The organism is Nocardiopsis tropica (assembly GCF_042660575.1).
Classification (GTDB): domain Bacteria; phylum Actinomycetota; class Actinomycetes; order Streptosporangiales; family Streptosporangiaceae; genus Nocardiopsis; species Nocardiopsis tropica.
Genome location: NZ_JBHSUF010000002.1, coordinates 429,689 through 452,845 on the forward strand (window position 1 = coordinate 429,689; position 23,157 = coordinate 452,845).

General features: G+C 72.2%; 29 protein-coding genes and 1 pseudogene. 8 read left to right on the forward strand and 22 right to left on the reverse strand.

Annotated elements, in window-relative coordinates; all coding sequences use genetic code 11:
* Positions 1 to 43: 43 nt before the first annotated feature.
* Positions 44 to 790 carry a GIY-YIG nuclease family protein gene (locus tag ACFQBR_RS04800; RefSeq protein WP_344175693.1) on the reverse strand — a complete coding sequence of 249 codons (747 nt, stop codon included), beginning with the start codon at positions 788 to 790 and terminating at the stop codon, positions 44 to 46.
* Positions 791 to 848: 58 nt separating this feature from the next.
* Here ACFQBR_RS04800 and ACFQBR_RS04805 point away from each other — a divergent pair, with 58 nt between their 5' ends.
* Positions 849 to 1,070 carry a type II toxin-antitoxin system prevent-host-death family antitoxin gene (locus ACFQBR_RS04805; protein ID WP_344175695.1) on the forward strand — a complete coding sequence of 74 codons (222 nt, stop codon included), beginning with the start codon at positions 849 to 851 and terminating at the stop codon, positions 1,068 to 1,070.
* 175 nt (positions 1,071 to 1,245) lie between these two features.
* Here ACFQBR_RS04805 and ACFQBR_RS04810 read toward each other — a convergent pair whose 3' ends face one another.
* The 12 genes and pseudogenes from ACFQBR_RS04810 to ACFQBR_RS04865 form a co-directional block, all read right to left on the reverse strand.
* Complete coding sequence (locus tag ACFQBR_RS04810; RefSeq protein WP_344175697.1) at positions 1,246 to 3,219, reverse strand: hypothetical protein; 1,974 nt, start codon at positions 3,217 to 3,219, stop codon at positions 1,246 to 1,248.
* Positions 3,220 to 3,246: 27 nt separating this feature from the next.
* The gene (locus tag ACFQBR_RS04815; RefSeq protein ID WP_344175699.1) at positions 3,247 to 4,182 is read right to left on the reverse strand and encodes a hypothetical protein; all 936 of its coding nucleotides are present in this window, start codon (positions 4,180 to 4,182) and stop codon (positions 3,247 to 3,249) included.
* Between the two features lie 709 nt (positions 4,183 to 4,891).
* A complete protein-coding gene (locus ACFQBR_RS04820) occupies positions 4,892 to 5,128 on the reverse strand; it encodes a hypothetical protein (RefSeq protein ID WP_344175702.1) in 237 nt (78 codons plus the stop codon).
* 84 nt (positions 5,129 to 5,212) lie between these two features.
* The gene (locus ACFQBR_RS04825; RefSeq protein WP_378552171.1) at positions 5,213 to 5,401 is read right to left on the reverse strand and encodes a hypothetical protein; all 189 of its coding nucleotides are present in this window, start codon (positions 5,399 to 5,401) and stop codon (positions 5,213 to 5,215) included.
* Positions 5,398 to 5,985, reverse strand: a complete 588-nt coding sequence (locus ACFQBR_RS04830) for an NUDIX hydrolase (protein WP_344175706.1) — start codon at positions 5,983 to 5,985, stop codon at positions 5,398 to 5,400. The genes ACFQBR_RS04825 and ACFQBR_RS04830 overlap by 4 nt, the downstream gene beginning before the upstream one ends.
* 74 nt (positions 5,986 to 6,059) lie before the next feature.
* Complete coding sequence (locus ACFQBR_RS04835) at positions 6,060 to 6,362, reverse strand: hypothetical protein (protein WP_344175708.1); 303 nt, start codon at positions 6,360 to 6,362, stop codon at positions 6,060 to 6,062.
* Positions 6,363 to 6,456: 94 nt separating this feature from the next.
* Complete coding sequence (locus ACFQBR_RS04840; protein WP_344175710.1) at positions 6,457 to 6,678, reverse strand: hypothetical protein; 222 nt, start codon at positions 6,676 to 6,678, stop codon at positions 6,457 to 6,459.
* Positions 6,675 to 6,908, reverse strand: a complete 234-nt coding sequence (locus tag ACFQBR_RS04845) for a hypothetical protein (protein ID WP_344175713.1) — start codon at positions 6,906 to 6,908, stop codon at positions 6,675 to 6,677. Before ACFQBR_RS04845 ends, ACFQBR_RS04840 begins: the two co-directional genes overlap by 4 nt.
* On the reverse strand, positions 6,905 to 7,120 hold the full coding sequence (locus ACFQBR_RS04850; protein WP_344175715.1) for a hypothetical protein: 216 nt from the start codon (positions 7,118 to 7,120) through the stop codon (positions 6,905 to 6,907). Before ACFQBR_RS04850 ends, ACFQBR_RS04845 begins: the two co-directional genes overlap by 4 nt.
* Before the next feature lie 224 nt (positions 7,121 to 7,344).
* Positions 7,345 to 7,776: pseudogene (locus tag ACFQBR_RS04855) on the reverse strand (class I SAM-dependent methyltransferase); the annotation flags it as partial.
* A gap of 62 nt (positions 7,777 to 7,838) precedes the next feature.
* Complete coding sequence (locus tag ACFQBR_RS04860) at positions 7,839 to 8,261, reverse strand: DUF4180 domain-containing protein (protein WP_344175717.1); 423 nt, start codon at positions 8,259 to 8,261, stop codon at positions 7,839 to 7,841.
* Positions 8,258 to 8,698 (reverse strand): helix-turn-helix domain-containing protein, encoded by a 441-nt coding sequence (locus tag ACFQBR_RS04865; protein ID WP_344175719.1) that lies wholly within the window; start codon positions 8,696 to 8,698, stop codon positions 8,258 to 8,260. Before ACFQBR_RS04865 ends, ACFQBR_RS04860 begins: the two co-directional genes overlap by 4 nt.
* A 200-nt stretch (positions 8,699 to 8,898) precedes the next feature.
* Here ACFQBR_RS04865 and ACFQBR_RS04870 point away from each other — a divergent pair, with 200 nt between their 5' ends.
* Complete coding sequence (locus tag ACFQBR_RS04870; protein WP_344175721.1) at positions 8,899 to 9,381, forward strand: VOC family protein; 483 nt, start codon at positions 8,899 to 8,901, stop codon at positions 9,379 to 9,381.
* A 310-nt stretch (positions 9,382 to 9,691) separates the two neighbouring features.
* Here ACFQBR_RS04870 and ACFQBR_RS04875 read toward each other — a convergent pair whose 3' ends face one another.
* The 3 genes from ACFQBR_RS04875 to ACFQBR_RS04885 all read right to left on the reverse strand — a co-directional run bounded on the left by ACFQBR_RS04875 (position 9,692) and on the right by ACFQBR_RS04885 (position 12,108).
* Positions 9,692 to 9,997 carry a hypothetical protein gene (locus ACFQBR_RS04875; protein WP_344175723.1) on the reverse strand — a complete coding sequence of 102 codons (306 nt, stop codon included), beginning with the start codon at positions 9,995 to 9,997 and terminating at the stop codon, positions 9,692 to 9,694.
* Positions 9,998 to 10,529: 532 nt separating this feature from the next.
* On the reverse strand, positions 10,530 to 11,285 hold the full coding sequence (locus tag ACFQBR_RS04880) for an SAM-dependent methyltransferase (protein WP_344175725.1): 756 nt from the start codon (positions 11,283 to 11,285) through the stop codon (positions 10,530 to 10,532).
* Between the two features lie 91 nt (positions 11,286 to 11,376).
* Complete coding sequence (locus ACFQBR_RS04885; RefSeq protein WP_344175727.1) at positions 11,377 to 12,108, reverse strand: (2Fe-2S)-binding protein; 732 nt, start codon at positions 12,106 to 12,108, stop codon at positions 11,377 to 11,379.
* A gap of 96 nt (positions 12,109 to 12,204) precedes the next feature.
* Here ACFQBR_RS04885 and ACFQBR_RS04890 point away from each other — a divergent pair, with 96 nt between their 5' ends.
* Genes ACFQBR_RS04890 through ACFQBR_RS04900 form a run of 3 tightly spaced genes read left to right on the forward strand, consistent with a single transcriptional unit; the run spans position 12,205 to position 15,330 of the window.
* Complete coding sequence (locus tag ACFQBR_RS04890; protein ID WP_378552177.1) at positions 12,205 to 13,602, forward strand: sensor histidine kinase; 1,398 nt, start codon at positions 12,205 to 12,207, stop codon at positions 13,600 to 13,602.
* On the forward strand, positions 13,599 to 14,309 hold the full coding sequence (locus ACFQBR_RS04895; RefSeq protein ID WP_267950084.1) for a response regulator transcription factor: 711 nt from the start codon (positions 13,599 to 13,601) through the stop codon (positions 14,307 to 14,309). Before ACFQBR_RS04890 ends, ACFQBR_RS04895 begins: the two co-directional genes overlap by 4 nt.
* Positions 14,310 to 14,355: 46 nt before the next feature.
* Positions 14,356 to 15,330 (forward strand): DUF4097 family beta strand repeat-containing protein, encoded by a 975-nt coding sequence (locus tag ACFQBR_RS04900; RefSeq protein ID WP_344175731.1) that lies wholly within the window; start codon positions 14,356 to 14,358, stop codon positions 15,328 to 15,330.
* Between the two features lie 16 nt (positions 15,331 to 15,346).
* On the opposite strand, the gene ACFQBR_RS04905 is transcribed toward ACFQBR_RS04900, so the two are convergent.
* The gene (locus ACFQBR_RS04905) at positions 15,347 to 15,730 is read right to left on the reverse strand and encodes a hypothetical protein (protein WP_267950082.1); all 384 of its coding nucleotides are present in this window, start codon (positions 15,728 to 15,730) and stop codon (positions 15,347 to 15,349) included.
* A 132-nt stretch (positions 15,731 to 15,862) separates the two neighbouring features.
* Between ACFQBR_RS04905 and ACFQBR_RS04910 the strand changes: the two genes are divergently transcribed.
* Positions 15,863 to 16,879, forward strand: a complete 1,017-nt coding sequence (locus ACFQBR_RS04910) for a Gfo/Idh/MocA family protein (RefSeq protein WP_267950081.1) — start codon at positions 15,863 to 15,865, stop codon at positions 16,877 to 16,879.
* On the opposite strand, the gene ACFQBR_RS04915 is transcribed toward ACFQBR_RS04910, so the two are convergent.
* From ACFQBR_RS04915 to ddaH, 5 genes are all read right to left on the reverse strand, one after another.
* Positions 16,857 to 17,774 (reverse strand): GNAT family N-acetyltransferase, encoded by a 918-nt coding sequence (locus tag ACFQBR_RS04915; protein ID WP_267950080.1) that lies wholly within the window; start codon positions 17,772 to 17,774, stop codon positions 16,857 to 16,859. The genes ACFQBR_RS04910 and ACFQBR_RS04915 overlap by 23 nt on opposite strands.
* Before the next feature lie 306 nt (positions 17,775 to 18,080).
* Positions 18,081 to 19,037 (reverse strand): helix-turn-helix transcriptional regulator, encoded by a 957-nt coding sequence (locus tag ACFQBR_RS04920; RefSeq protein ID WP_267950079.1) that lies wholly within the window; start codon positions 19,035 to 19,037, stop codon positions 18,081 to 18,083.
* Between the two features lie 156 nt (positions 19,038 to 19,193).
* Positions 19,194 to 19,598 carry a RidA family protein gene (locus ACFQBR_RS04925; RefSeq protein WP_267950078.1) on the reverse strand — a complete coding sequence of 135 codons (405 nt, stop codon included), beginning with the start codon at positions 19,596 to 19,598 and terminating at the stop codon, positions 19,194 to 19,196.
* Positions 19,599 to 19,731: 133 nt separating this feature from the next.
* Positions 19,732 to 20,487, reverse strand: a complete 756-nt coding sequence (locus ACFQBR_RS04930) for an alpha/beta fold hydrolase (protein ID WP_267950077.1) — start codon at positions 20,485 to 20,487, stop codon at positions 19,732 to 19,734.
* 162 nt (positions 20,488 to 20,649) lie between these two features.
* Positions 20,650 to 21,435, reverse strand: coding sequence for a dimethylargininase (gene ddaH, locus ACFQBR_RS04935; RefSeq protein WP_276567192.1), 786 nt, complete (start codon positions 21,433 to 21,435; stop codon positions 20,650 to 20,652).
* Positions 21,436 to 21,569: 134 nt separating this feature from the next.
* On the opposite strand from ddaH, the gene ACFQBR_RS04940 reads away from it, so the two are divergent.
* A complete protein-coding gene (locus ACFQBR_RS04940) occupies positions 21,570 to 22,688 on the forward strand; it encodes an NAD(P)/FAD-dependent oxidoreductase (protein ID WP_344175734.1) in 1,119 nt (372 codons plus the stop codon).
* Positions 22,689 to 22,809: 121 nt separating this feature from the next.
* Positions 22,810 to 23,091, forward strand: a complete 282-nt coding sequence (locus ACFQBR_RS04945) for a YiaA/YiaB family inner membrane protein (protein ID WP_344175736.1) — start codon at positions 22,810 to 22,812, stop codon at positions 23,089 to 23,091.
* Positions 23,092 to 23,157 lie beyond the last annotated feature (66 nt).

A 23,157-nucleotide genomic window follows, 5' to 3' on the forward strand; every position in this document is an offset into this window, starting at 1 on the left:
CAAGATCCTGGGGGCGGGCCACGCTTTCTACCTGGGGTTTTAGTCAGACGAAAGAGGGCGTTAGCGCTTCTTCGATGTCTTTCCGGTACCAGCCACGGTGGTGTTTCCCGTCGATGCGCATGGACTGAGGAGGGCGTCCGCCAGCAGCCATGACCTGGAATCGGAGTTCGTCCTCGTCACCGTTGGTCAGCTGTCTCGCCAGCTGACTTCTGGTTGCGCGGTCAGTTCCCAGCGCCTCAAAGACCTTCAGGGCGCGAGTCAGGATGCCTTCCTGAGGCTCAGGCTGGGGCTGCACCTGCGGGGCTGTTGGCCTCGGGTCTTTAGATACCTCAGTGATGTAGCGGACGATCTCTGGGGCGAGGTCGAACCATTCGGTGTTCCCTCGTCGGTGGCTCGCGAAGTGCCCGTGAAGTGCACGTTCGACCTCAACTCCACCCCCAATCGCGGTGAGTACGTTGTCCGGGCGCAGGGACAGGGATCGCAGTCGACCAGGCAGGTTGGATGTGAACCCGATCTTCACTCGGCCGCCGTTCGCAATGAAGTACACGACCTCCTCGTGCGGGCCCGCCAGGAGACTGTCAACCGTGATGGCATCCGGGGTCGGCAGCGGAGTCGTGGGGATGGCCAGTAGAGATGACAGCTCGCGCCTCAGGATCTCCGGAATCACCGACATGGCGATCTCCACTCGGTGCTGCTGGCAGATCGGGACAGGGGAGGTGACTGCTGCCGGACGAGGGCACGCGATCCCGTCGGCTTGTCCTGAGCATGCGATCTGGGGGTTCGTGGTCATGATCCCAATTGTACAACACGGCGCATTGTACTTTGAGTCGTACCTGTAACATAGGCGCATGGAACAAGCCCCTGAAGAGATCCCCGTATCCGAAGCCAGGTCCAACTTCACCGATGTCATCGCGCAAACTCGCCTCCTGAGGCAGTGCATCTTCCTGACCAGAAGGGGCAAGCCCCAGGTCGCGGTCGTGCCTGTTGAACTCGGCGAAGCCGCCCGCAACGTCGGAGGAGTCGAGGCCGCCATCAAAATCCTTTCTGAGCACCAGCGCCGCGTTTCGTAGCGCCGTAACCGCCGACGCCAGAGTGGGGGGTGGGCGGCTTTTGGCTTCCGAACTCCACCTCCCGGGGGGAGGGGTGTAACCGCCGTAACCCGTGTAACCCCAGTTCAGGGGCGAAACGAGGAGGCGTCAGTGGCGTTACGGCCACTGACGCCGTAACTCTCGTTTCGCCCCACTGTTACGCCGCCACCGACGCCATCGCGTCCTCGATGTCAGACCGATACCAGCCCCGTGCGGGCTTCCCGTCCACCTTGAGTGGATGGATCGGGCAGCACCCCGCCTTCTTCATGCGGTCGCGAAGCGAGGCGTCATCCCCGCCCGTGAGCCGCGCCGCCAACTGCTCCCTCGTCGCCCTGTCCGACCCGGCGTCCGCCATCACCCGCAGGGCGCCCACGAGGATGTCGTTGATCGGGGTGTCCTCCACGATCTCCGCGTCCTCGATACCGTCGTCGCCAGCGACCAGAGCGGGACCTGAAGGCGCGGGGGAGGGGCCGGCGCCAGCGAACGCGTCCCACCCGGACGTCCACGTCCCAGACGTCGCATCGGTCGCCTCCGGCTCCTCGTTGACGATCTCCGCGTCCTCCACGAACAGCTTCCGCATCCGCTCGTAACGGGTCTCGTAGTCCTCACCCGCGGCCCGGCGCGCCGCCTCGTTCAGGTCCGGGCGCACCCGCGAGATCCGCCGACCCTGCTCCTCCATCTGTGCAGGGAGGATGTTCCACGCCTGCGATCGGAACGGCGGATCTCCGTCGATCCCCAGGAACATCGACCCCTTCGCGGTCAAGTGCTGCGGCATGAGCTTCATCTCCCACGCCTCCTCAAACACCGACGCGATCTCCCGCTGGTGCTTGACCTTCATACACACACCCACGCTCGTCTGCGTGGACATGGACGCCGGCACCAGGTCACCAGTGCCACGCAACACCGACAGGATCGGGTTCACGGCCTCGTTGCGAGCAATCCGCTGGATCTCGTCGAGGTTCGCGGCGAGCTCCGCGACCTTGCCCTTGCCCGCCGCGAGCAAAGCCTCAGCGCCCTCGTCGAGCATGATCACGATCTCCGGCATGTCCGCTGACACCGGCAGCAAGTTCGTGTTGTGGCGACGCTTCAACGCCCGGGTGGACGTCTTGCGGTCCTTCGCGATCCGCACCGCCGCTGCGGTCATGCGAATCGCCTCATCGATCGTCGGCGCGGCCCAGTCCACAGGCGGGCGCTCGACCTCTCCGCTCAACCACGGGGCGATCCACGGCTGCGTCATGCCGCCGCCGTTCAAGTCGATGTGCCACACCAAGGCGTCATGGCACATGCCCACAGTCGCGGTGACGCCGTGCAGCAGGGTCGTCTTGCCCGACCCCTTCTTCCCGACGACCAGCCACGACTCCTCGCGTGCGGGCGCGTCGACGGTGTCGCCGTTCAGCCGCACCCCGATCGGCACGCCGTCGAGGATGCTGCGCTGCTCCTCCCAGCCCGGATGGGGGATGTTCACGTCCTTCATGAGCTTTGTGGTGATGCGCAGCACGAACACCCGCTGGCCTTCACCCTCGGGTTCGATCAGTTCGATGGTGCATCCGTGTGGCAGGTCCAGGTCCATGGCCAGGCCGGGCAGGACGCCGCGGAGCTGGTCCATGGTCGCCCCCGATCGGGGGAGGACGCCGCGGGCGTCCTTGCCGTACCCGTTGTCCCACGAGGTGATGACCTCGATGACGACGCCAGCGAATGCCTGACCGCCGCGGGCGACGATCCTGTTGCGCAGCTCCTCGGTTTCGCGGGACAGTGACCCGAGCACCAGGCTTCCGCCGCCTTCCTTGCGCGGAGCGCCGGAGCGTCGCTTCAGCCAGGGCCCCAGGGATGCCCCGAGCACGGACCCGCCCACGAGCGCCCCGATGCCGAGCGCCGACCACGGGTCACCCGCGAGCGCCCACGTCATCCACCCGCCAACACCAGCCCACCTGCCCAACGTCGCCATGACCCGCTCCGGTGGGGCCATGCCGCCGGTCACGAGGGAGGAGAGGGCCCCGACAGCGGCGATGCCCACTCCGGCGATGGGGTGCAGGCCGAGCGTGTCCATGGCTGCGGTGGTAGCGGCCACACCGACAGCGGCCGTGATGGCGTTGCCTCCGACACTGTCGGTGGCGAGTGACCAGGTGGCCATCGGGGGTCTCCTCTCAGATCAGGTGGATCAGACGTTCCACAAGGACTCGTTGCCGCGGGGCGCTTCCTTCTTCGCGATGTCCTCGGCGTGCGCTTTCTGCAACAGGGGGTACAGCTCCTCAGCGACCGACCGAGATGCGGCCAGTGCCTGGAAGTACTCCTGCAACTTTCCGACGATCGCCGGGTTGAGGGGGAACCGTGCGCTTTCCAGGCGGTCCGCGTAGCACTTCACGGACATCGCTACCTGGGTGGACACGTCGGGCCACTGCTTGGCTTCCGCAACGACAGTCCAGGCATCGGCCGGCTCGTAGCGGGACATGGCAGCGGACATGTCGTGGGCGATCTGAGAGGCGGGCAGTCCAGCCATGGTGGTTCCTCCTGAGTGAGTGCTGTTGCTGGTCTTGTGGCTGAAGCCGGGCGCATCCCCGGCGGCGACGCGCTCTTCCCACGTGCGCGGGTCGACGTTGGCGTCGTAGCTACCGGTCGTGTAGCCGGGGTGGTCCGGGCCCAGGCCCCTGCGGTCGGCATAGCCGGGCCGGGTGTCGGTCGGGTCGGCGTAGAAGGATCCGGGCACTCCGGGCACCTCGGGGCCGAGCTTGTAGCCATCGCGGGCGTACCGGGCTTCCGGGGTGCCCGAGGGGGCTGCGGTGTCTGCGGCGTGCTTACCGGTGGGCGTCTTCTTCTTGGATCCTCCGAAGAGGGAAGCGAGCCCGGCCCACGCGGCGACGACGACGCCGACGATCCCGGAGGTGATCCTGCCTCCGCCCTTCTTGCGGACGGCCCGGGAAGCGGCCTTGGATCGGGCACGAAAGCCCTTCTGTCCCCGCGCGGCCTTGAAAGCCGTGGACGCCTTCTGCCCGGTCTTGCGGTCTACCCAGCCGCCAGCGGCGCGGCCGGCGCGCTTGAGTCGACCTGCGGGCTTGGCGGTGGGGCCGGAGCTGCCGCCCCACCTGGTCTTCGACATGCCGCCTCCAGAGGTGCGGGGCGACTTCGACTTCCCGAAGCCGCCGCCGGTCGGGGGTGTGGTCTTGCGCTTAGGCGGCGTGGCCCCGGGGGAGCGGCGACCGAACAGGCCGCCGCCGCGCGGAGCAGAGCCACCACGAGGAGACGATCCACGAGGCGATGAGCCGCGAAGACCCCCGCCGCGAGGAGCGTCGCCACGGGGAGAGAAGCCGCGGCCTGGCGAGCCCGGCTTCGGCCCGGCGCCCTTGAGCGCCGACGCCCCACCGAGCCCACCCGACCTACCGCGGCCCGGAGAACCGACACCGCCCGCGCGTGCAGCCGACGGCGAAGAGGCGCGCCCACGCCCACCGGGCAGGCTCGGTGACCCCATGCGGAGCCTCCCGCCCGGGGCGCGGCGGATCGTGCGAGGGCGACGCTCCGAGCGGCGACGACCGCCCCGCTTCCCGCGCTTCTTGCTGTGGCGGTACGCCACGTACCCCACGCCCGCGACACCGGCAGCGGCCGGAGCAGCCAGCCACCCCACGGGGCCGACGACGGACGCGAGCGCGTAGGAGCCGAGCGTCACCGCACCCAGGCCACCCACGGCGGCCTGACCGACAGGGAAGCCCGACTCCTTCTTCTCCTTGGTCTCCTTCGGAGTCTTCTCCGCAGGAGCCTCGACAGCAGGCGCCGGCGCGGGGGAGGCCTGCTCCTCCGTGGTTTCCGGGACCTCAGTCATCCCAGCCCTCCCTCATGTAGTCGTCAGGTGTGTCGTCGGGGGTGATCTCACCGAGAGCCCCCGCGTAGCTGACCGCGAGTCCCGTGGCGCACAGGCCCGCGATCGCTCCGGTGATGTGGATGACCGCCCAGGGGGTGTCCCGGTGGATCCAGGTGACCCATGCGGCGGTGCAGGTGTAGACGAGGAGCGCGAGGATGCGCATGGGAACCTCCGGGTGACGTGTCATCATGGGAGAGTCCTCCTCTCGTCTTGCAGGTGGTGGGGGATCATGGCCCGCCCGGTCCTTGGTCGTTCTGGGCGGGCCTTCGTTGTGTCAGATGAGGCCGTCGACCTCGGCGGTCAGAGCGGTGACCAGGGTGCCGATCGCGTCCCCGCCGTCAACGACTAGGCCGATCGCTGCTCCGGCGAGTCCCGCTACCGATTCCGGGTGGCGGAGGATCCAGAGGATGACGGCGACGATGAATCCCCAGGTGATGAGCTGCATCAGGCATCCGCGGATCACGACGCGACCTCCGCCATGTAGAGCTTCTGGACGGCGGCGATGTCCGAGTACGGCAGGCGCACGATCGTGTCCGTCATGTCCGCGAAGAGGCTGACCCGGCGGGGGATGGTCTCGAAAATGTCCACCCACACCGGCTCCAGACCCGGGGACGCCTGCCACTCCGCCTCGGTCACGTCCCCGTGCGCGTAGGCCACGGTTCGCTCCGCGAGGGCCTGGATCTTCTCGGCCGTGTACCAGGCGGCGCCCCGGGTCTCACGCTCGGACGGGGTCAGTTCGCCCGTCCACCGAGACGCGCTGAACACCATCCATTCGTGGCCCAGCGACGGTGCGGGGGTGCGGCGGCACCTGTTCTCGATGGCGCGGGCGTAGATGAGCGTCAGGTCCTCCGGCCACACGGTGAGACCGACTTCCTCCTGCGTTTCGACGACGGCGGCACCGAGGTGGGTGAGGGTCGGGATCTCGTCGCAGACGTGGCCCGCGATCGGGGCGATCCCACTGGGGGCGAGCTTGCGGGTGATCATCAGGATGCGGCCGTCGCTGTCGCGGAGGACGACGCCGACCGAGTTTCCATCGCACTGCTTCATGAGAGCTCCTTCGTGGTGGTCGTGCTGGTCCCCGAGCCGCCCGGGGCATGCCGGACGGCAGAGGGAGAGCACGGTCAGGGGCGCCACGGAGGGAGGTCCGGGAGCGGGGGACGGCGCGGCTTGCGCAGTACCATGCGGCGGTGCGGTGTGAGCTGACGGCGCAGCTTCTTGCACACCTCATCGACCGAGTGAGGCGAGTTGGCGGCGATGAGGTTCCCGGTGATGCGGGCGGCCTGCACAGCGACCATCGCGACTCCGGTGGCGTCCAAGTCGGCGAAAGCTTCCTGCACACCGTCTTCGTCGGCATGGTGGACGGCGCGGATGAGCGCGATCGCCCGCATGGACATCTCCACGACCTGGTCGGCGTCAGAGGTCATTGCTACCGCCCCTCGGAGTCAGCGGCGACGGAGACCGCGACGAGGACGCCGAGGGCCGCCCCGAAGGGGTTCGCGAGGATGAAGTCGATGAAGGTCACCGGGCACCGCCGAGGACGTCGGGCTCCAGCGAGAAGAAGATGACGTTCGGGCGCACCGCTCCGCGGGTCGCTGCGATCTCGTCCACGATCTGCCGGTACACGTCGCCTCGGGTCTGCTGCTCGCCGGGCTGGATGGTGCCGGTGTCCGTGGCCATGCCGAACCCGCCGCCATTCGGGAGGGGGTACTGAATGGTGAGTACGTAGTGGTAGGTCGTCATCGCCGGGCCTCGCCATCTGCCGCCGCAGACACGAGCTCGTCCGGGCCCACGAACCAGTAGATGATCGAGTACTGCTGCTCTCCCGGGCGGCCCATGGCCTTGAGGAACTCGCGGGTGACGAAGTCGAGGAGCTCGGAGGATGTGGCCCCCGGCTGCGGGACGCAGGTGCCCTTGTAGGTGGTCGGGTCGTAGCCGCGCAGCTGGAGGGTGAGCACGTAGTGGAACCTCATCGCCGGGCCTCCTCGACGGTCAGGCCCGCGTCGCGGACGCTGCGCTCGTTCAGGGTGACCACCGGGCGGCGGTACGACACGAGAGTGACCGCGAGGGCGATGGCGAGAGCGACCAGCGCGCACGCCTCGACGGGGGAGAGGGAGAAAAGCGCGAGGCGAAGAGCCTCAAGCGCGGGGGAGACGCCAGGGGCGTCGGAAGATATGCTGTTCACAGCTCGACTCCTGCTCAGATCAGGTGATCGGGTAGCCCTCGGACGGTGTTTGCAGCACCGGACGGGGGCTTCTTCAGTTCTGGGGTCAGACCCGCTCCATCTGGAGTGGATCTGGAGCGGAGTCCCCGGGAATCCCCGGATCAGACCGGGCGACTCTGGGTGCTCCTGGGCCCCTGAACTGGGGTTTCACTGATCAGGCAGGCTGTGAACTCTTACTGCTTTTAGCCGGAGTAGTCTGCGTCGCGGGCGGCGACGGTCCCGCCGGGGCGGGCCACCCGGCGCATCTCGGCCAGCGCCCGGACCGGGTCCGCGACGTGCTGGAGGACCTGGTGGGCGTGGACGACGTCGAAGGAGTCGTCGGGCAGGTCCAGGCGGTGCACGTCCGCGACCCGGAACCCGATGTTCTCGACCCCCGCCGCGGCCGCGGTCGCGCGGGCGAGGTCGACCGCCTCGGGGGAGGAGTCCACCGCGGTGACCGGCCCCGGGGCGACCCGCCGGGCGAGGTCGACGGTGATGCTGCCCGGGCCGCAGCCCACGTCCAGCAGGGAGCGGCCCGGGGCCAGCCGGTCGAGCGCGTAGGCGGCGGAGTTCTCCGCGTCGCGCCGTCGGTAGGAGTCGGTGACGGCCGGATGGTGGCCGTGGGTGTAACGCGTCATGGATCGCCCTCTCACCGGGTCGCGAGGCCTGTCTACACGTTCGACCCTACACCCCGCGTCTCTTACAGTGAGATGCCTTTCTCGATATATGAGACAAAATGAGCGTCGGACGGGGCCAGGCGCTCCCGGAGCGCGTCCATGTCGGGGACGAACCACAGGCCGCGGCCGCGGTTGGCCTCCCTGACCAGGTCACGCAGGGCGGTGCTCGCCGCCACGTGCGCGGAGACGTCCCCCACGACGGCCAGCCCCATCCCGTAGGTGACGAACTTCTGCGTCACGGCTCCCGCCATGCCGGTGCGCAGCGAGAAGAAGTCCCCGTCGATCCGTTCGACCGGCAGGACGACCCACGAGGCGCCCCCGTAGGAGGCCTCGCCGATGAGGTCGATCGCCTCGGTCTCACCGCGCAGGGGCGGGCCGTCGGCCGCGCACACCATGACCCGGACGCCGCCCAGTTCCCGCAGGACATCGGCCATCGGACCGCTCACCCTCTTTCCTCGTTCACCATGACGTCGATGAGCTCCAGGACCGCCGCGGTCGCGGAGAGGTCGCCCAGGACGACGACCTTCAGGCTCGCGCGCTCCCTGTCGTGGACGGTCTGGACGTGGACCTTCGCCGCGCCGCCCGGCGCCCCGAAGAGGGAGGACGTGACCAGGGTGGTCAGGCGCGAGGCGTCGTCGGGGCCGATCCCGTCCACCCGCACGACCGTGGAGGCCTCCGCTGTGCGCCCTCCGCCGTCGGCGGGCGCCTCCGGCCGGGGGAGGGGGCCGCCGGTGAACTCCTCCAGGTCCTGGCGCCGGACCCGGTACTGCTTGCCGATCCGGGTCGCCCTGAGCCGCCCGTCGCGGATGTAGGCCCGCACCGTCTTGACGTGCAGGTCCAGGAGCTCGGCCACCTGGTCCACCGAGTAGTACTGCTGATCCAACGCACTCTCCCCATCGGGGCGCTTGAAACTTCTCTATACATCCCTGACATTACCTTACGAAAGAGGAGTTTAAAGCTATATGGGACTTCCTGAGTGTGGAGAGAGAAAAACCGCGACCGCCCGATGAGTCGCGCCGTCCGGCCCGGTCGGTACGTGTAGGAAGGACGCGGGGAACCGCGCCCCTGTCGAGAGGACGACCGATGAGCACGCTGAACAAGATCACGCCCTGCCTGTGGTTCGACACCCGCGCGGAGGAGGCCGCGAACTTCTACGTCGGGCTGTTCGAGAACTCCCGCATCCTCAGGGTCCGCCGCTTCGGTCCCGGGGGACCCCGCCCCGCGGACATGGTGCTCACCGTGGACTTCGAGATCGACGGCCAGCAGATCACCGCCCTCAACGGCGGCCCCGAGTTCACGTTCTCCGAGGCCGTCTCGCTCCAGGTGATCTGCGACAGCCAGGAGGAGTCCGACCACTTCTGGGCCGTGCTCGGCGAGGGCGGCCAGGAGAGCCGGTGCGGATGGCTCAAGGACAGGTTCGGCTTCTCGTGGCAGGTTTTCCCGGCAGAGCTGGACGACCTCCTCGACGACCCCGACCCGGCACGCGCCGAGCGCGCCATGCGGTCGATGCTCTCGATGACCCGCATCGACCTGCCCGAGGTCCGCCGGGCCATGGACCGGGCCTGAGCGGCGGCGGAACGGGCCTACGCCCCCCGGCTCCGGAGCGCGCGAGCCGGCCCCGGCTGTGCGACCGGCGCGGCCGGGAGCTCGCCGGCCGCCCCTGCCGGCCCCGCGTCGGAAGCGGCGGGGAACCGGGCCCGGCCGCCGGGAGCGAAGGGCCTCGACCGTTCCCCGGAAGGGGGCGGGCCCGGAGGGGCCGTGGGAAGGGCGGCCACGGCCCACCCCCGGCCGGAGTCCCTGACCGGTGTCCGCACCGGGGCGCCCTCCCGGTCGGGGAGGGCGCCCGGGACGTACGGTCCCGGTCGGCGGGAACGGGTCAGCGGTGGAGCGCTCCGTCCTCGGAGTCGTGGTCCAGCCCCAGCACCGCCAGCAGCTGGGCCAGGTCCTCGGGGTCCGCCGCGTGGGTGTAGACCGCGCGACGGGCGTGGTCGGCCTCGCCCTCGCCGGTCGCGAAGCGCCGGGCGTTCATCCCCTCGGCCGTCACGAACCGGCCCTCGGGGCTGTCCGGGGTCACCCACTGGCGCTGCTCGGCGACGGTCCAGGTCTGCCAGAGGTGTTCTCCGGTGATGACCCTGCCGGTGGCGTCGGCCGAGTTCAGGAGCTTGAGGAGCGCGGGGTTCATGAATTCTCCAGTGGTGTGAGAGCGGGTTCGATGATGTGGCCGCGGACTGCCTCGAAAGGGCTCGCCGTCACCGGTGGGCCGGTGGGCTGGTGCGGTTGCTCGCTGCGTGGGATGCTCCGGGTTCGATGGTTCCGCCCGCGGGCCCCGGCAAGGGGCGGCCGCGTGGTGGTGTGCTCGGGGTCCTTCTCCCCCAGTATCGCACTTCGGCCCCGCCATCACCGCCCCTGGACGGGGCGGATGTCGCGCGGTTCCGCCCCGATCACGGAAACGGTCCCGTCCGGCGCCGCGGGGCGGTCGTGTGGGTTCCGGCGGTCCCCGCGAATCCCCGGGGTCCGGGGAGTCGCGGGGACCGTGGGTTCCGAGGGGGAGGGCGAGGTTCTTCGAGGCGCCGGACCGGGAGGCGGCCGTGTCCCGGGGGCTGCCCGGGCGGTCGGCGACGAGCCCTGACACGGCGGCTGACCGGCCGCGGAAGGCAGGTGCGCGCGACCGCGGGAAGACGGGCACGAGCCGCCTGGGGCGGGGCGGACGCCCCCTACACCCGGATGAGGGTCAGATAGGCGAAGCCGAGCGTCTCCCGGGTGCCGCGGACACGGAACTCGCGGTGCCGGTCGGCCCGGGCGCGGACCTCCTCGGCGTCGGGGGAGTCCGGGTTCTCCAGCAGCCAGTCCTCCCACCCCTGGGCGTGCCGGGACTCGAAGTCGTCCCATTCCTCCAGGGTCGCCTGGGACAGCGCCCGGAGCCGGAACCCGTGGGAGAGGGCGAGGTCGACCAGGTCGGGCACCGATCCGTACTGGGCGAGCGGGATGTCCTGCATGACGCCCAGCTCCTCCGGGGTGGGCTCGCGCAGCCAGAAGCCCTCGCCGAACAGGAGCCGTCCACCGGGAGCGAGCAGGTCGCTCGCCGCCGCCAGGGCGTTGCCGGTGTGCGTCACCGGATCACCGCCCCACACGTGGGACGCCCCGTTGTTGACCACGACGTCCGCCTCGGTCCCCGCCCATTCCCCGACGTCGCCGACCACCAGTTCGACGCGGTCGTCCAGCCCCCGTGCCGCGGCGAGTTCGCGCCCGTGCCGGACGTAGTCCTCCTTCCGGTCGATGCCGAAGCCGGTCGCGGTCGGCTCGGACTCCAGGGTGCGCAGGAGGAACTCGGCCCAGCCGCAGCCGACGTCGACGATCCGGCGCCCCTCCAGGGGCCCGAGGGTCCGGATCAGCCGCGCCGCGTGCGCGTCGGAGAGCGGGCCGTTGAAGTCGGAGTCGCGGTACAGGGGAGGTATCTCGGGAGTGGCCATCAGGGCAGGATGGCGCAGGGGGCCGATCGAGTCCAGGGATTTTCGTTCGGCGCCCCCGGCCGTCCGTGCGCATCCTTCGCGCCAGCGCACGTCAGGGCCTCAGCGCGCAGTCCCCGCAGTAGCCCCCGCCGGGCAGCCGGTAGTACAGGCAGCACGTCGTGCGCCGGAACACCCCCGCACCGCCGGCGTCCGTCCCCGCGTACCCGCCGGTGCCCTTCAGGGCCGTCCGCCCCAGCAGGTCGCCGACCAGGGCCTCGGCCTCCGCGCGCCGCTCGGGCCGGGCCGCGCCCAGCGAGCGGGCGGCCCCCGCCAGGGCCGAGGCCGTGTTGCCCCGCAGCAGCCCGGGGGCCACCCGGCCCGTTCCGGACAGGCTCCGGGCGACCCCCGTCAGCACGCCGAGGAGCACCGCCGCCTCGATCCGGTCGGCGGTCCGCCGGGGACCGCCGACCACCGCCTCGGCCGTCTCCTGGGAGGTGCGCAGCACCAGGGGCCCCTCCCTGTGCGGATCCCACCGGAACCGCGCCGCGTCCAGCAGCACACCGTGGCACAGGGCCGCCGCCAGTACCGGGGAGAGGATCCGCGTGGCCAGCCCCTGCTGGAAGAGCGACGCCGCCACCCTCCACTCCACCTCCTCGCCGGTGTGCCCGGCCGGTGGGCCCGACCGCGCGCGCACCCGCTCCACCTCGGCCGCGAGGACCTGTCGGCCGGCCCCTCCCGGGGAGACCCAGCCGGGCCCCGGGGGCTCCTCCTCCAGCGCGAACAGCGCGTTGATCCGGCCGACGTCCTCCAGGACCGGCCGCACCGGGACGCGGACGCCTCCCATGCGCACCCCTTCCTCCGGTGGGTAGTGCCAGCACCACCCGTGCTCCACGTGCTGACGGCCTCGTGCCGCCGTACCGCGGTTCCCTAGATTGGTGGCGTGACCGGTCTGAGCAGTCGTGGCGGCGGACGGGGCGGCGGGAGGGGCCTGCTGCCCGTCCTCGCCGGGCTGCCCCGCGTCGCAGAAGCCTACGGGCCGACCTGGCGGGTCCGCATGGTGGAGCTCCTCCACCTGGTCACGTCACTGGCCCTGGCCCTGTTCTACCTGGTGCCCGCGTGCCTGCTCGTGGTCTCCGCCACCTGGGTCGGTTTCGCGGTCACCCTGCCCTGGCTGCCGGACACCCCCGATCGGGGCCTCGGCGGGCTCGCCGTGGACGCGCTCCTGATGCTGGTGGCCTCCCCGGTCGCCGCCTCGCTGCTGGCGCGCCTGGCCTGCCGGGTCCAGCGCGAGCGCCTGGGTGCGGTGTTCGGGATCGTGGAGACCAGCCCGCCCGACCCCCTCCCGGGCGACGGTCCGGTGGTCCGCGCCTGGCGGTTCGTGTTCGGGCGCGACGCCTGGTCGATGATCGTCTACAGCACCGTCGCCGGGCTCCACGGCCTCGTCGCCGGAGGCCTCGTGATGTTCCTCGTGGTGTGCGGCGGCGCGGCGGCCGTCGGGGCCCTGTTCGGGATCATGTTCGTCCTGGCCCAGGGCGCCCCAGAGGACATCGCCGGGCCGCTCGCCCTGGTCGCCGTCGGTCCGCTGCTGGCGCTCGTCGGGCTGCGGCTGACCCCCTCCCTGGTCGCCACCGAGGTCCTCCTGCACCGGATGCTCCTCTTCGAGGCCCCGGAGCTGCGCATCCGACGGCGCCTCGTCCACGTCCAGGACAGCCGCCTGCGCATGGTCGACGCCGCGGAGGCCGAACGGCGCCGGATCGAACGCGACCTGCACGACGGGGCCCAGCAGCGCCTGCTCGCCCTCACCATGACCCTCACACGGGCCCGCTCCCGTGTCACCGCGGACCCGCAGAAGGCCCTGGAGCTCATCACCGAGGCCCAGCGGGAGTCCCGCGAGGTGATGGACGAACTGCGTCAGGTCGCGCGGGGCCTGCACCCCCGGGTCCTCACCGACCACGGCCTGGGCGCGGCCCTCCCGGTCGCCGCGGGGCGCGCCCCCGTCCCCGTGCGTGTGGACGTGGACCTGCCCGAGCGACCCTCGCAGCGTGCGGAGGGGGTCGCCTACTACGTGGCGTGCGAGGCGCTGAACAACGTCGCCAAGCACGCCGGGGCCGCACGGGTCACCGTGTCCGCCGAGCTGGTGGTCGGCGGGGCCCGCGGGTCCGCCGACCGGCTCCGTCTCACCGTCACCGACGACGGGGTCGGCGGGGCCGACCCCGAGGCCGGCACGGGCCTGTACGGACTGTGGGACCGCGTCGACGCGGTCGACGGCGTCCTGACGGTCCACAGTCCGGCCGGCGGGGGAACCGTCCTGACCGCCGACATCCCATGGGAGGCATGACCGTGTACAGCGGTGCGAACGCGGCGACGGAACCGGAGCCCGAGAAGGGGCCCCGGGTGATCATCGCCGAGGACTCGGTCCTGCTGCGCAGCGGCATGGCCCGGCTGCTGGAGGACGCGGGCGTGGAGATCGTCGACCAGGTCGGCGACGCCGACGCCCTCCTGCGGTCGGTGGAGGAGCATCCCGACGTGGACCTGTGCCTGGTCGACATCCGCATGCCGCCCACCTTCTCCGAGGAGGGCATCCGGGCGGGCGTCGCGATCCGGCGTTCCCATCCGGAGGTGGCGGTGCTGCTGCTGTCCCAGCACGTGGTGAGCCGCTATGCCGCCGACCTGCTGGGCGGCGGGTCCAGCAAGGTCGGCTACCTGCTCAAGGACCGGGTCGCCGACATCGACGAGTTCCTGGCGGTGCTGCGCAGGGTCGCCGGCGGCGGCGCCGCCATCGACCCCGAGGTGGTGTCACAACTGCTCAGCCGACACAGGGACAGCGCCATGGACCGCTTGACCCCCCGCGAGAGCGAGGTGCTGGAGGTGATGGCCCAGGGGCTGAACAACGCGGGGATCGCGTTGCGCCTGAGCGTCACCGAACGCGCGGTGGAGAAGCACATCCGCTCCATCTTCACCAAGCTCGACCTCGGCCAGGACGACCACGACCACCGCAGGGTCCAGGCCGTCCTGCACTACCTGCGCGGCGCCGACCGCACCTGACCGCACCGACATCCGGAGGGCGGGAGTCCTCCAGGAAGGGAAGACAGTGACATTCAAGGCACGGGGGCTGTACGCCTCGTCGAGCAAGGAGCCCCGCCGCAGGTTCCGCGTGGGCCCCTGGCTCGTCATCGGCGGCGTGCTGGTGGCGATCATGGTGGCGGCGACCTCGTTCTCCGTGCTGGGCAGCGTGGGCGTGGACAGGGGCGACCGCAGCGACTCCTTCGCCGGGATCCGGACCCTGGAGGTCGACAACCGCACGGGCGGCGACGTCGTCCTCGCCGGCGGCGGCGACGAGGTCGTGGTGGAGCGCACCCTGCGCGGCACGCCCCTCACCGAGCCGAGGGAAGGGGCCGAGGCCGACGGGGACGGCCTCGAGGTGGAGGCCGTCTGCCAGGGCATCCCCTTCTTCGGGGGGTGCGCGGTCAACTACGAGATCACCGTCCCGGAGGGGACCGAGGTGACCGTGGAGACCGTCAGCGGCCGGATCAGCGCGGAGAACGTCAACGGCGCACTGGAGCTGTCCACCACCAGCGGTCCGGTCGAGGTGTCCGACAACGTCGGCGACGTGGCCGTGGACACCACGAGCGGGCAGGTGTCACTGGCCGGGGTGGAGGGTTCGGTGGGGATCGACACCACCAGCGGCGAGGTCAGCGCCGCGGGCTCGGGCGAGAGGCTGGAGGCGTCCTCCACGTCCGGACGGGTGGACGTGTCCGGGTTCGAGGCCGAGTCGGTCAGGGCCGAGTCCACCAGCGGCGACGTGGCCGTGGGCGGGGGCTTCACCACGGCGGAGGCCTCGACGGTCTCCGGTCGGATCGAGGTCGCCACCGGGGGCGCCTTCGACACGCTGACCCTGGACACCACCAGCGGCAGCATCGACGTGCGGGTCCCCAGGGGCGCCTACGACGTCACCGGTGACTCCACCTCCGGGCAGCGGGACGTGGGCGTGGACGTCGAGGACGGGGCGGCGTCGCGCATCGACGCCAACACCGTCAGCGGCTCCCTCAGCGTCGAGCCGGGCTGACCGAGGCGGGGCTTCCTCAGCTCCGCTCGAAGCGCAGCGCCGCCCAGTCCGAGTCGATCGGCTCCTGGGCGGCGCGGCGCCAACCGGCGTCCACGAGCACGTCCCAGCCCTTGTCCGCGGTCAGGTCGGTGATGATGGTGCCGCCGCGCTGGGGGAAGCACACCCAGAGCCTGGTCCCCGGGCCCACGGAGGCGAGGGCGCGGGGGGCCTCGCGGTCCACGGTCCCCTTGTCCAGGGCGAACATGTGGACGTCGTCGTAGTCGGCGCCCTCGATGGGGCCCAGGTCGATGTGGATGTCGAGCGGTGGCTCCAGGAGCCGCAGGTAGCGCTCGGGGGCGTTGAGGACGAGCAGCCGGTCCCCGGGCCGTACCCCCAGCCTCCGTGCGAGCGTCTCCGACATGTCCTCCTCCGTTCGTGGTCCGGCGGGCGAGCTCGTCCGCCTCACTGGCCCCCACCGTACGGTTCCCGGGCGCCGAATCCGAGGACCTTCCCCGCCTCGCCCCCGAGATGACCCTGTTTTTAGGATGAGCCCATGACAGATGACAACGGTGGGCTGCGCTGGGGCGTGGTCGGAACCGGCGGTATCGCACACTCCTTCCTCGAAGGGCTCCGGGCCGTCCCCTCGGCCACGGTCACGGCGGTCGGTTCCCGCACGCGGGACCGGGCGGACGAGTTCGCGGACGCGTGGGGCGTCCCGGAGCGCCACGGCAGCTACGAAGAGCTGGCCCAGAGCCCGAACGTGGACGCCGTCTACGTGGCCACCCCCCACCCCTGGCACCACCCCAACACTCTGACCTGCCTGAACGCGGGCAAGCACGTCCTGGTCGAGAAGCCCATGGCGATGAACGCCCTCCAGGTGTCGGAGATGGTCGCGGCGGCGCGCGCCAACGACCGCTTCCTGATGGAGGCGATGTGGACGCGCTACCTGCCGGTCTCCCGCCTGGTCCGCGAGCTGGTGGACGACGGCGCGATCGGGGAGGTCTGCTGGCTGTCCGCGGAGTTCGGCGCCAACGTCCCCTACGACCCCGACCACCGGATCTTCAACGCCGACCTGGGCGGGGGCGCCCTGCTCGACCTGGGGATCTACCCGCTCGCCTTCGCCTCCCGCCACCTGGGCGAGCTGACGGTCGTGGGCGCCACCCGCCAGCTGTCGCCCGACCGCATGGTGGACACGCACACCACCGTCCTGGTGCGCGGGGAGAACGGGGCCACCGGGACCCTGTCCTGCTCCTCGCGCACCACGCTCCCCAACCGGGCGGTGGTGGCCGGGTCGAAGGGGTGGCTGGAGATCCCGAACTTCTTCGCGGCGACCACCGCGGTGCTGCACCGCGACGGCCGCGAGCGGGAGGAGTTCCACCGGCCCTTCCGGGCCAACGGCTACGAGTACGAGGCCGAGGAGGTCGCCCGGTGCGTGGCGGCGGGGGAGCGGGAGAGCCCTGACATGCCGTGGTCGGAGAGCCTGCACCTGGCACGGATCTCGGACCAGATCCGGGACGTGGGAGGGCTCGTGTACAGCCCGGCCAACGTCAAGGCCGTCCCCCTGGGATGAGCCCGGCCGCGCCCGCCCCGGTGGGCGCGGCGGGGACCGGCTCCCCGGGGACGGCTCCGCGCACGGGTCGGCCGCCGCTCGGGGGCCGCCGGCGGGCCCGCGCGCTGAGCGCGCGGGCCGCGGCGAACCGGGCCAGGCCGGGGACGCTCATGCGCGCGACGACCAGGACGGCGTCCTTGGGGCCGACCGCGTGGGCGAAGTAGTCGTCGATCGCCGGGTGGCCGCTGCGGGGCGGGACCCCGTAGACGTCGCCCTCGAACATGTGGTAGGCGTCGCGGACGCGCAGGCTCCCGGGGTCCAGCCGGGGGCCGTCCCCCAGCCACTCGGCCGCCTCGCCCGCGATGCGCCGGACCAGGGCGGGGAGGGGCCGGTGCTCGCTGGGGAAGACGCGTGCGGCGCCCAGGCCCTTGCGCCACCCGGCGTAGACCGCGGGGTGGCGGGTGCGCAGGACGACATAGGTGCGGCGCAGCGGGTGGGCGAGGATCTCCCGTGCCAGGAAGTGGGTCATCAGGGCGGAGGTCAGGCCGAACCGGCGGTGGGCGGGGACCACGCCCGCGGCGTCCAGGTACAGGGCGCGGCGCGAGGCGAAGCTGCAGCGGTGGTAGCCGCCCCAGCCGACGGGGACGCCGTCGGGGCCGAGGATGAGCGCCAGCGTGGAGACCTGGTCGAAGAACCCGGCGTCGACGCGGGCGCGCCAGTAGCCGGAGTGGTCGGCGCCGAAGGCGCGGGCGGCGAGTTCCCGCAGGGTCCCGTGGAGGCGCCTGCGGCAGTCCGGGGAGAGCGAGGCGGGGGAGTCCCACCGGGCGACCCGGTAGTCGGGGCCGAGGTCGCGGATGGTGGGCGGTGCGCTGAGGCCCCGCAGCTCAGGGCAGTGGAGTCGGGTTGGAGCGGGCACGGACACCCCTGCTTTCATTACTCTTCGGAGATAAATGACTCCCCAACGTAGTGGTTTTGGCGGGTTCGCGGGGCGAACTTCGACCAGAAGGTCCGCTCCCCGCCACGGTGGCCGTACAGGGGAATCCCCGCGCACGCGGGCGTCCCCCCGCTTCCGGCGGACCGCGGCGGCGTGCCGTTCGTGCACGGGCCGGGCACCGCCGACCCCCTCCACGGACCCGTCGGCGTCCACCGCGATCGTGGCGGGCCGACGACCGGTGTCCCCTGGACATCGCGGCCTGACCCGGGGCAGGGGGATCGGAGGCGCTCAGCCGGAGGCGGCCCGGTTGAGCCGGACCGCCAGGCGGGCCATCTCGGCGCGCAGCTCGTCGGGTTCCTCCACCTCCATCTCGACGTCGAGCATGGCCAGGTAGCAGGCCATCACCCGGAACGAGCCCCCCGCGCACACCAGCACGCACCAGTTCTCGTCCGCGGGTTCGATCCGGCCGTGGTTGCCGATCCCGCGGCGCTCCGCCTCCTCGGCGGGGACGGCCAGCCTGATGCGGGCCTGGTGCGGCCACATGTGCACGCTCATCCGCTCCGCCAGGTAGGCGGCCACCCCCTGCGCGGGAGGGTCGCGCGGCGGGAACCGGGGGCCGGTCGGGGTGAGGGGACGCATCCGGTCCGCCCTGAAGGTCCGCCAGTCCTCGCGGGCGGTGTCCCAGGCCACCAGGTACCAGCGCCGTCCCCGGGAGACCAGCCGGTGGGGTTCGACGATCCTTCGCGAGAGGGTTCCGTCGTGGCTCTCGTAGTCGAAGCGCAGCCGCTCGCTGTCCCGGCAGGCCGACGCGACCAGGGTCAGCACGTCGGAGTCGACCGTGGGTCCGGCGCCGGGCATGGGGACGGTGAAGGCGCCCAGGGCGTCCACCCTCCGGCGCAGGCGCGAGGGCAGGACCTGGAGGAGCTTGGCCAGGGCGCGCACGGAGGTCTCCTCGATCCCCGACACCCCGCCCTGCGCCGCCGTGCGCAGGCCCACGGCGACCGCCACGGCCTCGTCGTCGTCCAACAGCAGCGGGGGCAGGGCGGCGCCCGCCCCCAGCTGGTAGCCGCCGCCGGTGCCCATGGTCGCCCGGATCGGGTAGCCCAGCTCCCGCAGCCGGTCCACGTCCCGGCGCACGGTACGCGGACTCACCTCCAACCGGTCGGCGAGGTCCGCCCCCGGCCAGTCCTTGCGGGTCTGGAGCAGGGACAACAGGCGCAGCAGGCGTGCGGAGGTCGCTTTCATGCCCGCAGTCTGCCAGGGGTCCAGGACAGTCACGGTCCTGGACGCCGGGGCCGCCCGGGGGTTTCCCGCGTCCGGGACCCGCTCCGTCCGGGACCGGCGGGCGGTTCCCGGGCGGAGCGGGGAGGGCGTCTTCCGGCCCCGCGCCCCGGCGGTGGCTCAGTCCGCGGTGACCGCGACCGCCTCCACCTCGACGAGCTGGTCGTCGTAGCCGAGCGCGGCCACACCGAGCAGGGTGCTGGGCGCGTCGTGCCCGCCCATGTGCTCGCGCACCACGTCCCAGGCCTTCACCAGGTCCTCCTGTCTGGCGGACGCCACGTACACCGTGGTCCGGACGACGTCGGTGAGGGCGGCCCCGGCGTCGTCGAGGGCGGTGCGCAGGTTGCGCATGACCTGGTGGGCCTGGCCCGCGTAGTCGCCCACGGCGACGGTGCCGCCGTCCTCGTCCAGGGGGCACGCCCCGGCGGTCCACACGACCCGTGCCGGGGCGCTCGCCGTGGCCGCGTAGGCGTAGTCCACGTGTTCGGTCAGGGTCTGGCTGCGGATCAGCCTCACAGCGCTCATCGTGCTCCCGTGTGCTCGTTCGTCGGTGCGTACGGGACAACGCCTCGGGGCCCGGCCGGGGTTTCCGCCTCTGCCGACGGCAGAACGGCCCCGCGGCCGGTACCGGGGGTCGCAGAACGACCGGTCCCCGGGGTCAGGCCCCGCGCCGGACGGGCATGAAGGTGGGCGGACCGTCCCCGGCCAGGAACCTCCGCACGTGGGAGGCGCACTCCTCCGGCCGCTCCCACAGCAGAGCGTGGGAGGCGTGCGGCACCACCGCCAGCTCCGCCGAGGGCAGGCCCCGGTACGCCGCCACGGCGTGCTCGACGGGCACGATGTCGTCGTCGCCCACCATCACGAGCGTCGGCGCCCTCACCCCGGCCAGGTCGGCGCTCTCCATCGCGGGCTCGACGGCCATGGACTCGGCCACCTTGCGCAGGACCACGCGGATGTGGTCGGGACCGTCCGGGGAGAGGGCGGCGTAGGGCCCGGCGACCATCTCGGGCAGTTCGCCCTCGGGGCCGGGTTTGGAGAGCAGCGCGGAGTGGTGGAACACCCCGCTGATCAGCACCAGGCGTGACACCAGGTCCGGACGCAGCACGGCCAGCGTCAGCGCGACCATCGCGCCGTGGCTGTAGGCGGCGATGCGGACCGGTCCGCCCGCCACCTCCTCCACGAACGCGGCGGTGTCCAGGGCCAGCGTCTCCAGGGCGTAGGGCCCCTCCACGTCGGCCGTGCGCCCGTGCCCGCGGCGCTCCGGGACGAGGACGCGGTAGGTGTCGGACAGCGCGGCGAGTCCTCCCTGGAAGTCGTCCGCCGTGCCGAACCCGCCGTGCATCAGGAGCAGGGGTTCTCCCGCACCGCTCTCCTCGTAGTAGGTGTGGACGCCGTTGGCGTCGGCGTAGGCCATGGTGGTCTCCCTCCGGGCGGGCCCCGTGCGGGGGACGGGATCCGGCACTGTTTCGCTCTGCCGCGCCCGCGACGCTACGCACCGCCACGGACATTCGGGGCGGGCGGGCCCCGGACGCCTTTCGGTCCGCGCCCCCGCCGCCCGCACGCCCGGCCTCCCGGATCAGCGCGCCCGGTCCGGGATCAGGACGCTCAGGCAGGTCACGCACGCCTCCAGCTTCTCGAACTCCGAGATGTCCACCGGCAGCACCCGCCACCCCTCGGCCGCCAGCTCGTGGACGGTCTCGTGCGCGGCGGCGCTGACCAGCACGTCCCGCCCTCCCAGGGGCAGCACGTGCGCGCCCCGCTCCTCCGGTGGGCGGCGGACCGGCGGCAGGGCGTCGGCGTCCACCAGCTCGGACAGTCCGATCAGCGAGCCGTCCGGCAGGGCGGTCACCGCGGACTTCAGGTGCAGCGCGCGGCCCAGCTCCACGCGGACGACCTCGCGGCCCAGGGGCTTGACCAGCTGTTCGAGCTGGGCGGCGCCGTCGGCGTCGGTGCGCCCGCCCACCCCCACGTAGACGGTCGACCCCACCTGGAGCACATCGCCGCCGTCCAGCGTCCCGGGAGCCTCGATCCGGGCCACCCGCAGCCCCAGCAGGCGCACCGACGCCTCCACCCCGTCGACCTCGCCCCGCCGGGTGTCGGCGCCGGGCCGCGCCAGGATCGCGAGGTCCTCGCACACCACCACCGGGTCCTCCACGAACACCGAGTCGGGCAGGGCCGGAGCCGTCTCGACCTCGTGCACCCGCCACCCCGCCGAGGCGACGGCCTCCTGGTAGATCGTGTACTGGCGTGCGGCCAGGACCGGGTCCACGGGCGTCCGCTCCATGTGGGTCACGATGCCCTGCGCCAGCTCGGGGCCGGGGCGGCGCATCAGGGCGACCCCGTAGTAGGTGTATCCGTCCACGTACACGTCCTCCAGAGGATCGGGGGTCGACTCTCGGGAGAGCACAACCTATCGCGCACCCTTACCCCTTTCCCGGTCACGGCACGCGGGCCGTCCGGCTTGTCCCGCGGAGCCGGGAGGGGCAGGGTGGGGGCATGGACGTGATCGTGGTCGGCGGCGGGATCGTGGGGACGAGCGCGGCGTTCCACTTGGCCAAGAAGGGCGTGTCCACCGCGCTGGTGGACGCCTCGCACCTGGGGCAGGCCACGGCGGCCGGGACGGGCATCGTCTTCCCCTGGCCGTTCCCGTGGGACGCCGCGCCGGTGTGGGGCTTCAAGGCCCGCGCCGCGGAGCACTACCCCCTGCTCATGGCCGAGCTCTCGGAGGACGGGCACGCCCCCGGCTACGAGGTGGTCGGCGGGATGTCGGTGGACCTGGAGGGGGACGACGCCGGGTTCGACCTGATGCGCACCCTGTCCGAGCGCCCGGAGTTCGCGACGATGGGCCGGGTGGAGCGGCTGGCCCCGGGGGAGCCGCGCGCCCGGTTCCCCCTGGTGCCCGAGCCCTACGGCGGCCTGTACATCGAGGGCATGGCGAGGCTGAACGGCCGGGCCGCCCGTGCGGCGCTGTTCAACGCGGCCGAGGAGCGGGGCCTGCGCTACTTCAAGGGCGACTCACGCCTGCTCTGGAACGGCCACCGGGTCACCGGGGTGAGGGTGGGCTCCGACGACCTGGAGGCGCCCGTGGTGATCGTCGCGGCGGGGGCCTGGTCGGCGGGGCTGCTCGCGGTCGCCGGGGTCGACCTTCCGGTGCACCCGGTACGCGGCCAGATGACCCACTTCGCGCTCCCCGGCCGGGACACACGGGCCTGGCCGGTGGTGCGCTTCGGCGAACGCGACTACTTCGTGTCCGCGTTCGGCCCGGACCGGGTGGTCACGGGGGGCACGCTGGAACCCGGGGCCGGGTTCGACCGGAGGGTGACGGCCTCGGGGCTGCTGCACAACCTCTCCACCGCGCTGGAGGTGCTGCCCGAGCTGGGGGAGGCGACGGTCGTGGAGACGCGGGTGGGGTTCCGGCCGGGCACGCCCGACGGCCTGCAGCTGCTGGGCCCGGTGGAGCGGCTCCCCGGCGTGCTCGTGGCCACGGGCCTGGGCGGACAGGGGCTGAGCTTCGGCCCCTTCCAGGGCGTGGTCGCGGCCCGGTTGGCCATGGGGGAGGACCCGGGTGTCGACCTGTCCGCCTTCCGCCCCGACCGGTCGACGAGCCCGGCCTGAGCCGGCCGGGCGCCGACCCCGCCCGCCGGGGCGACCCGCGAGGGCCGGCCGGGGACACGGCGACGGGCCGTTGAGTAGCGGTACTCAGGCGTGGAGGCGTGGGGCGGGGCACCCTGGGGACATGAACACCTTCACCCCCCGGTCCTCCCCCCACTTCTACCTCCAGTCCGCGATCTCCTTCGGGATCTCCTCGGTCGGCGTCGGCGCGGGCATCGTCTACCTCCCCGTCGACCTCTGGATCCGCGCGTTCCTCGCGCTCGGCCTGCTCTACGTCGTCACGTCCACGTTCACGCTCGCCAAGTGCGTGCGCGACCGCCAGGAGGACGCGGTGGCCGCCGAGCTGGCCCAGAGCTACCAGCAGGCACCCCTCTGGAACGGCACCGAGCAGCCCGTCCAGCGCTGACCGGTGGCCCCCGGGACGCGGGCACGGCCGGCCCAGGGCCCCGTGGGCACGAGCCCTCGGCGGACG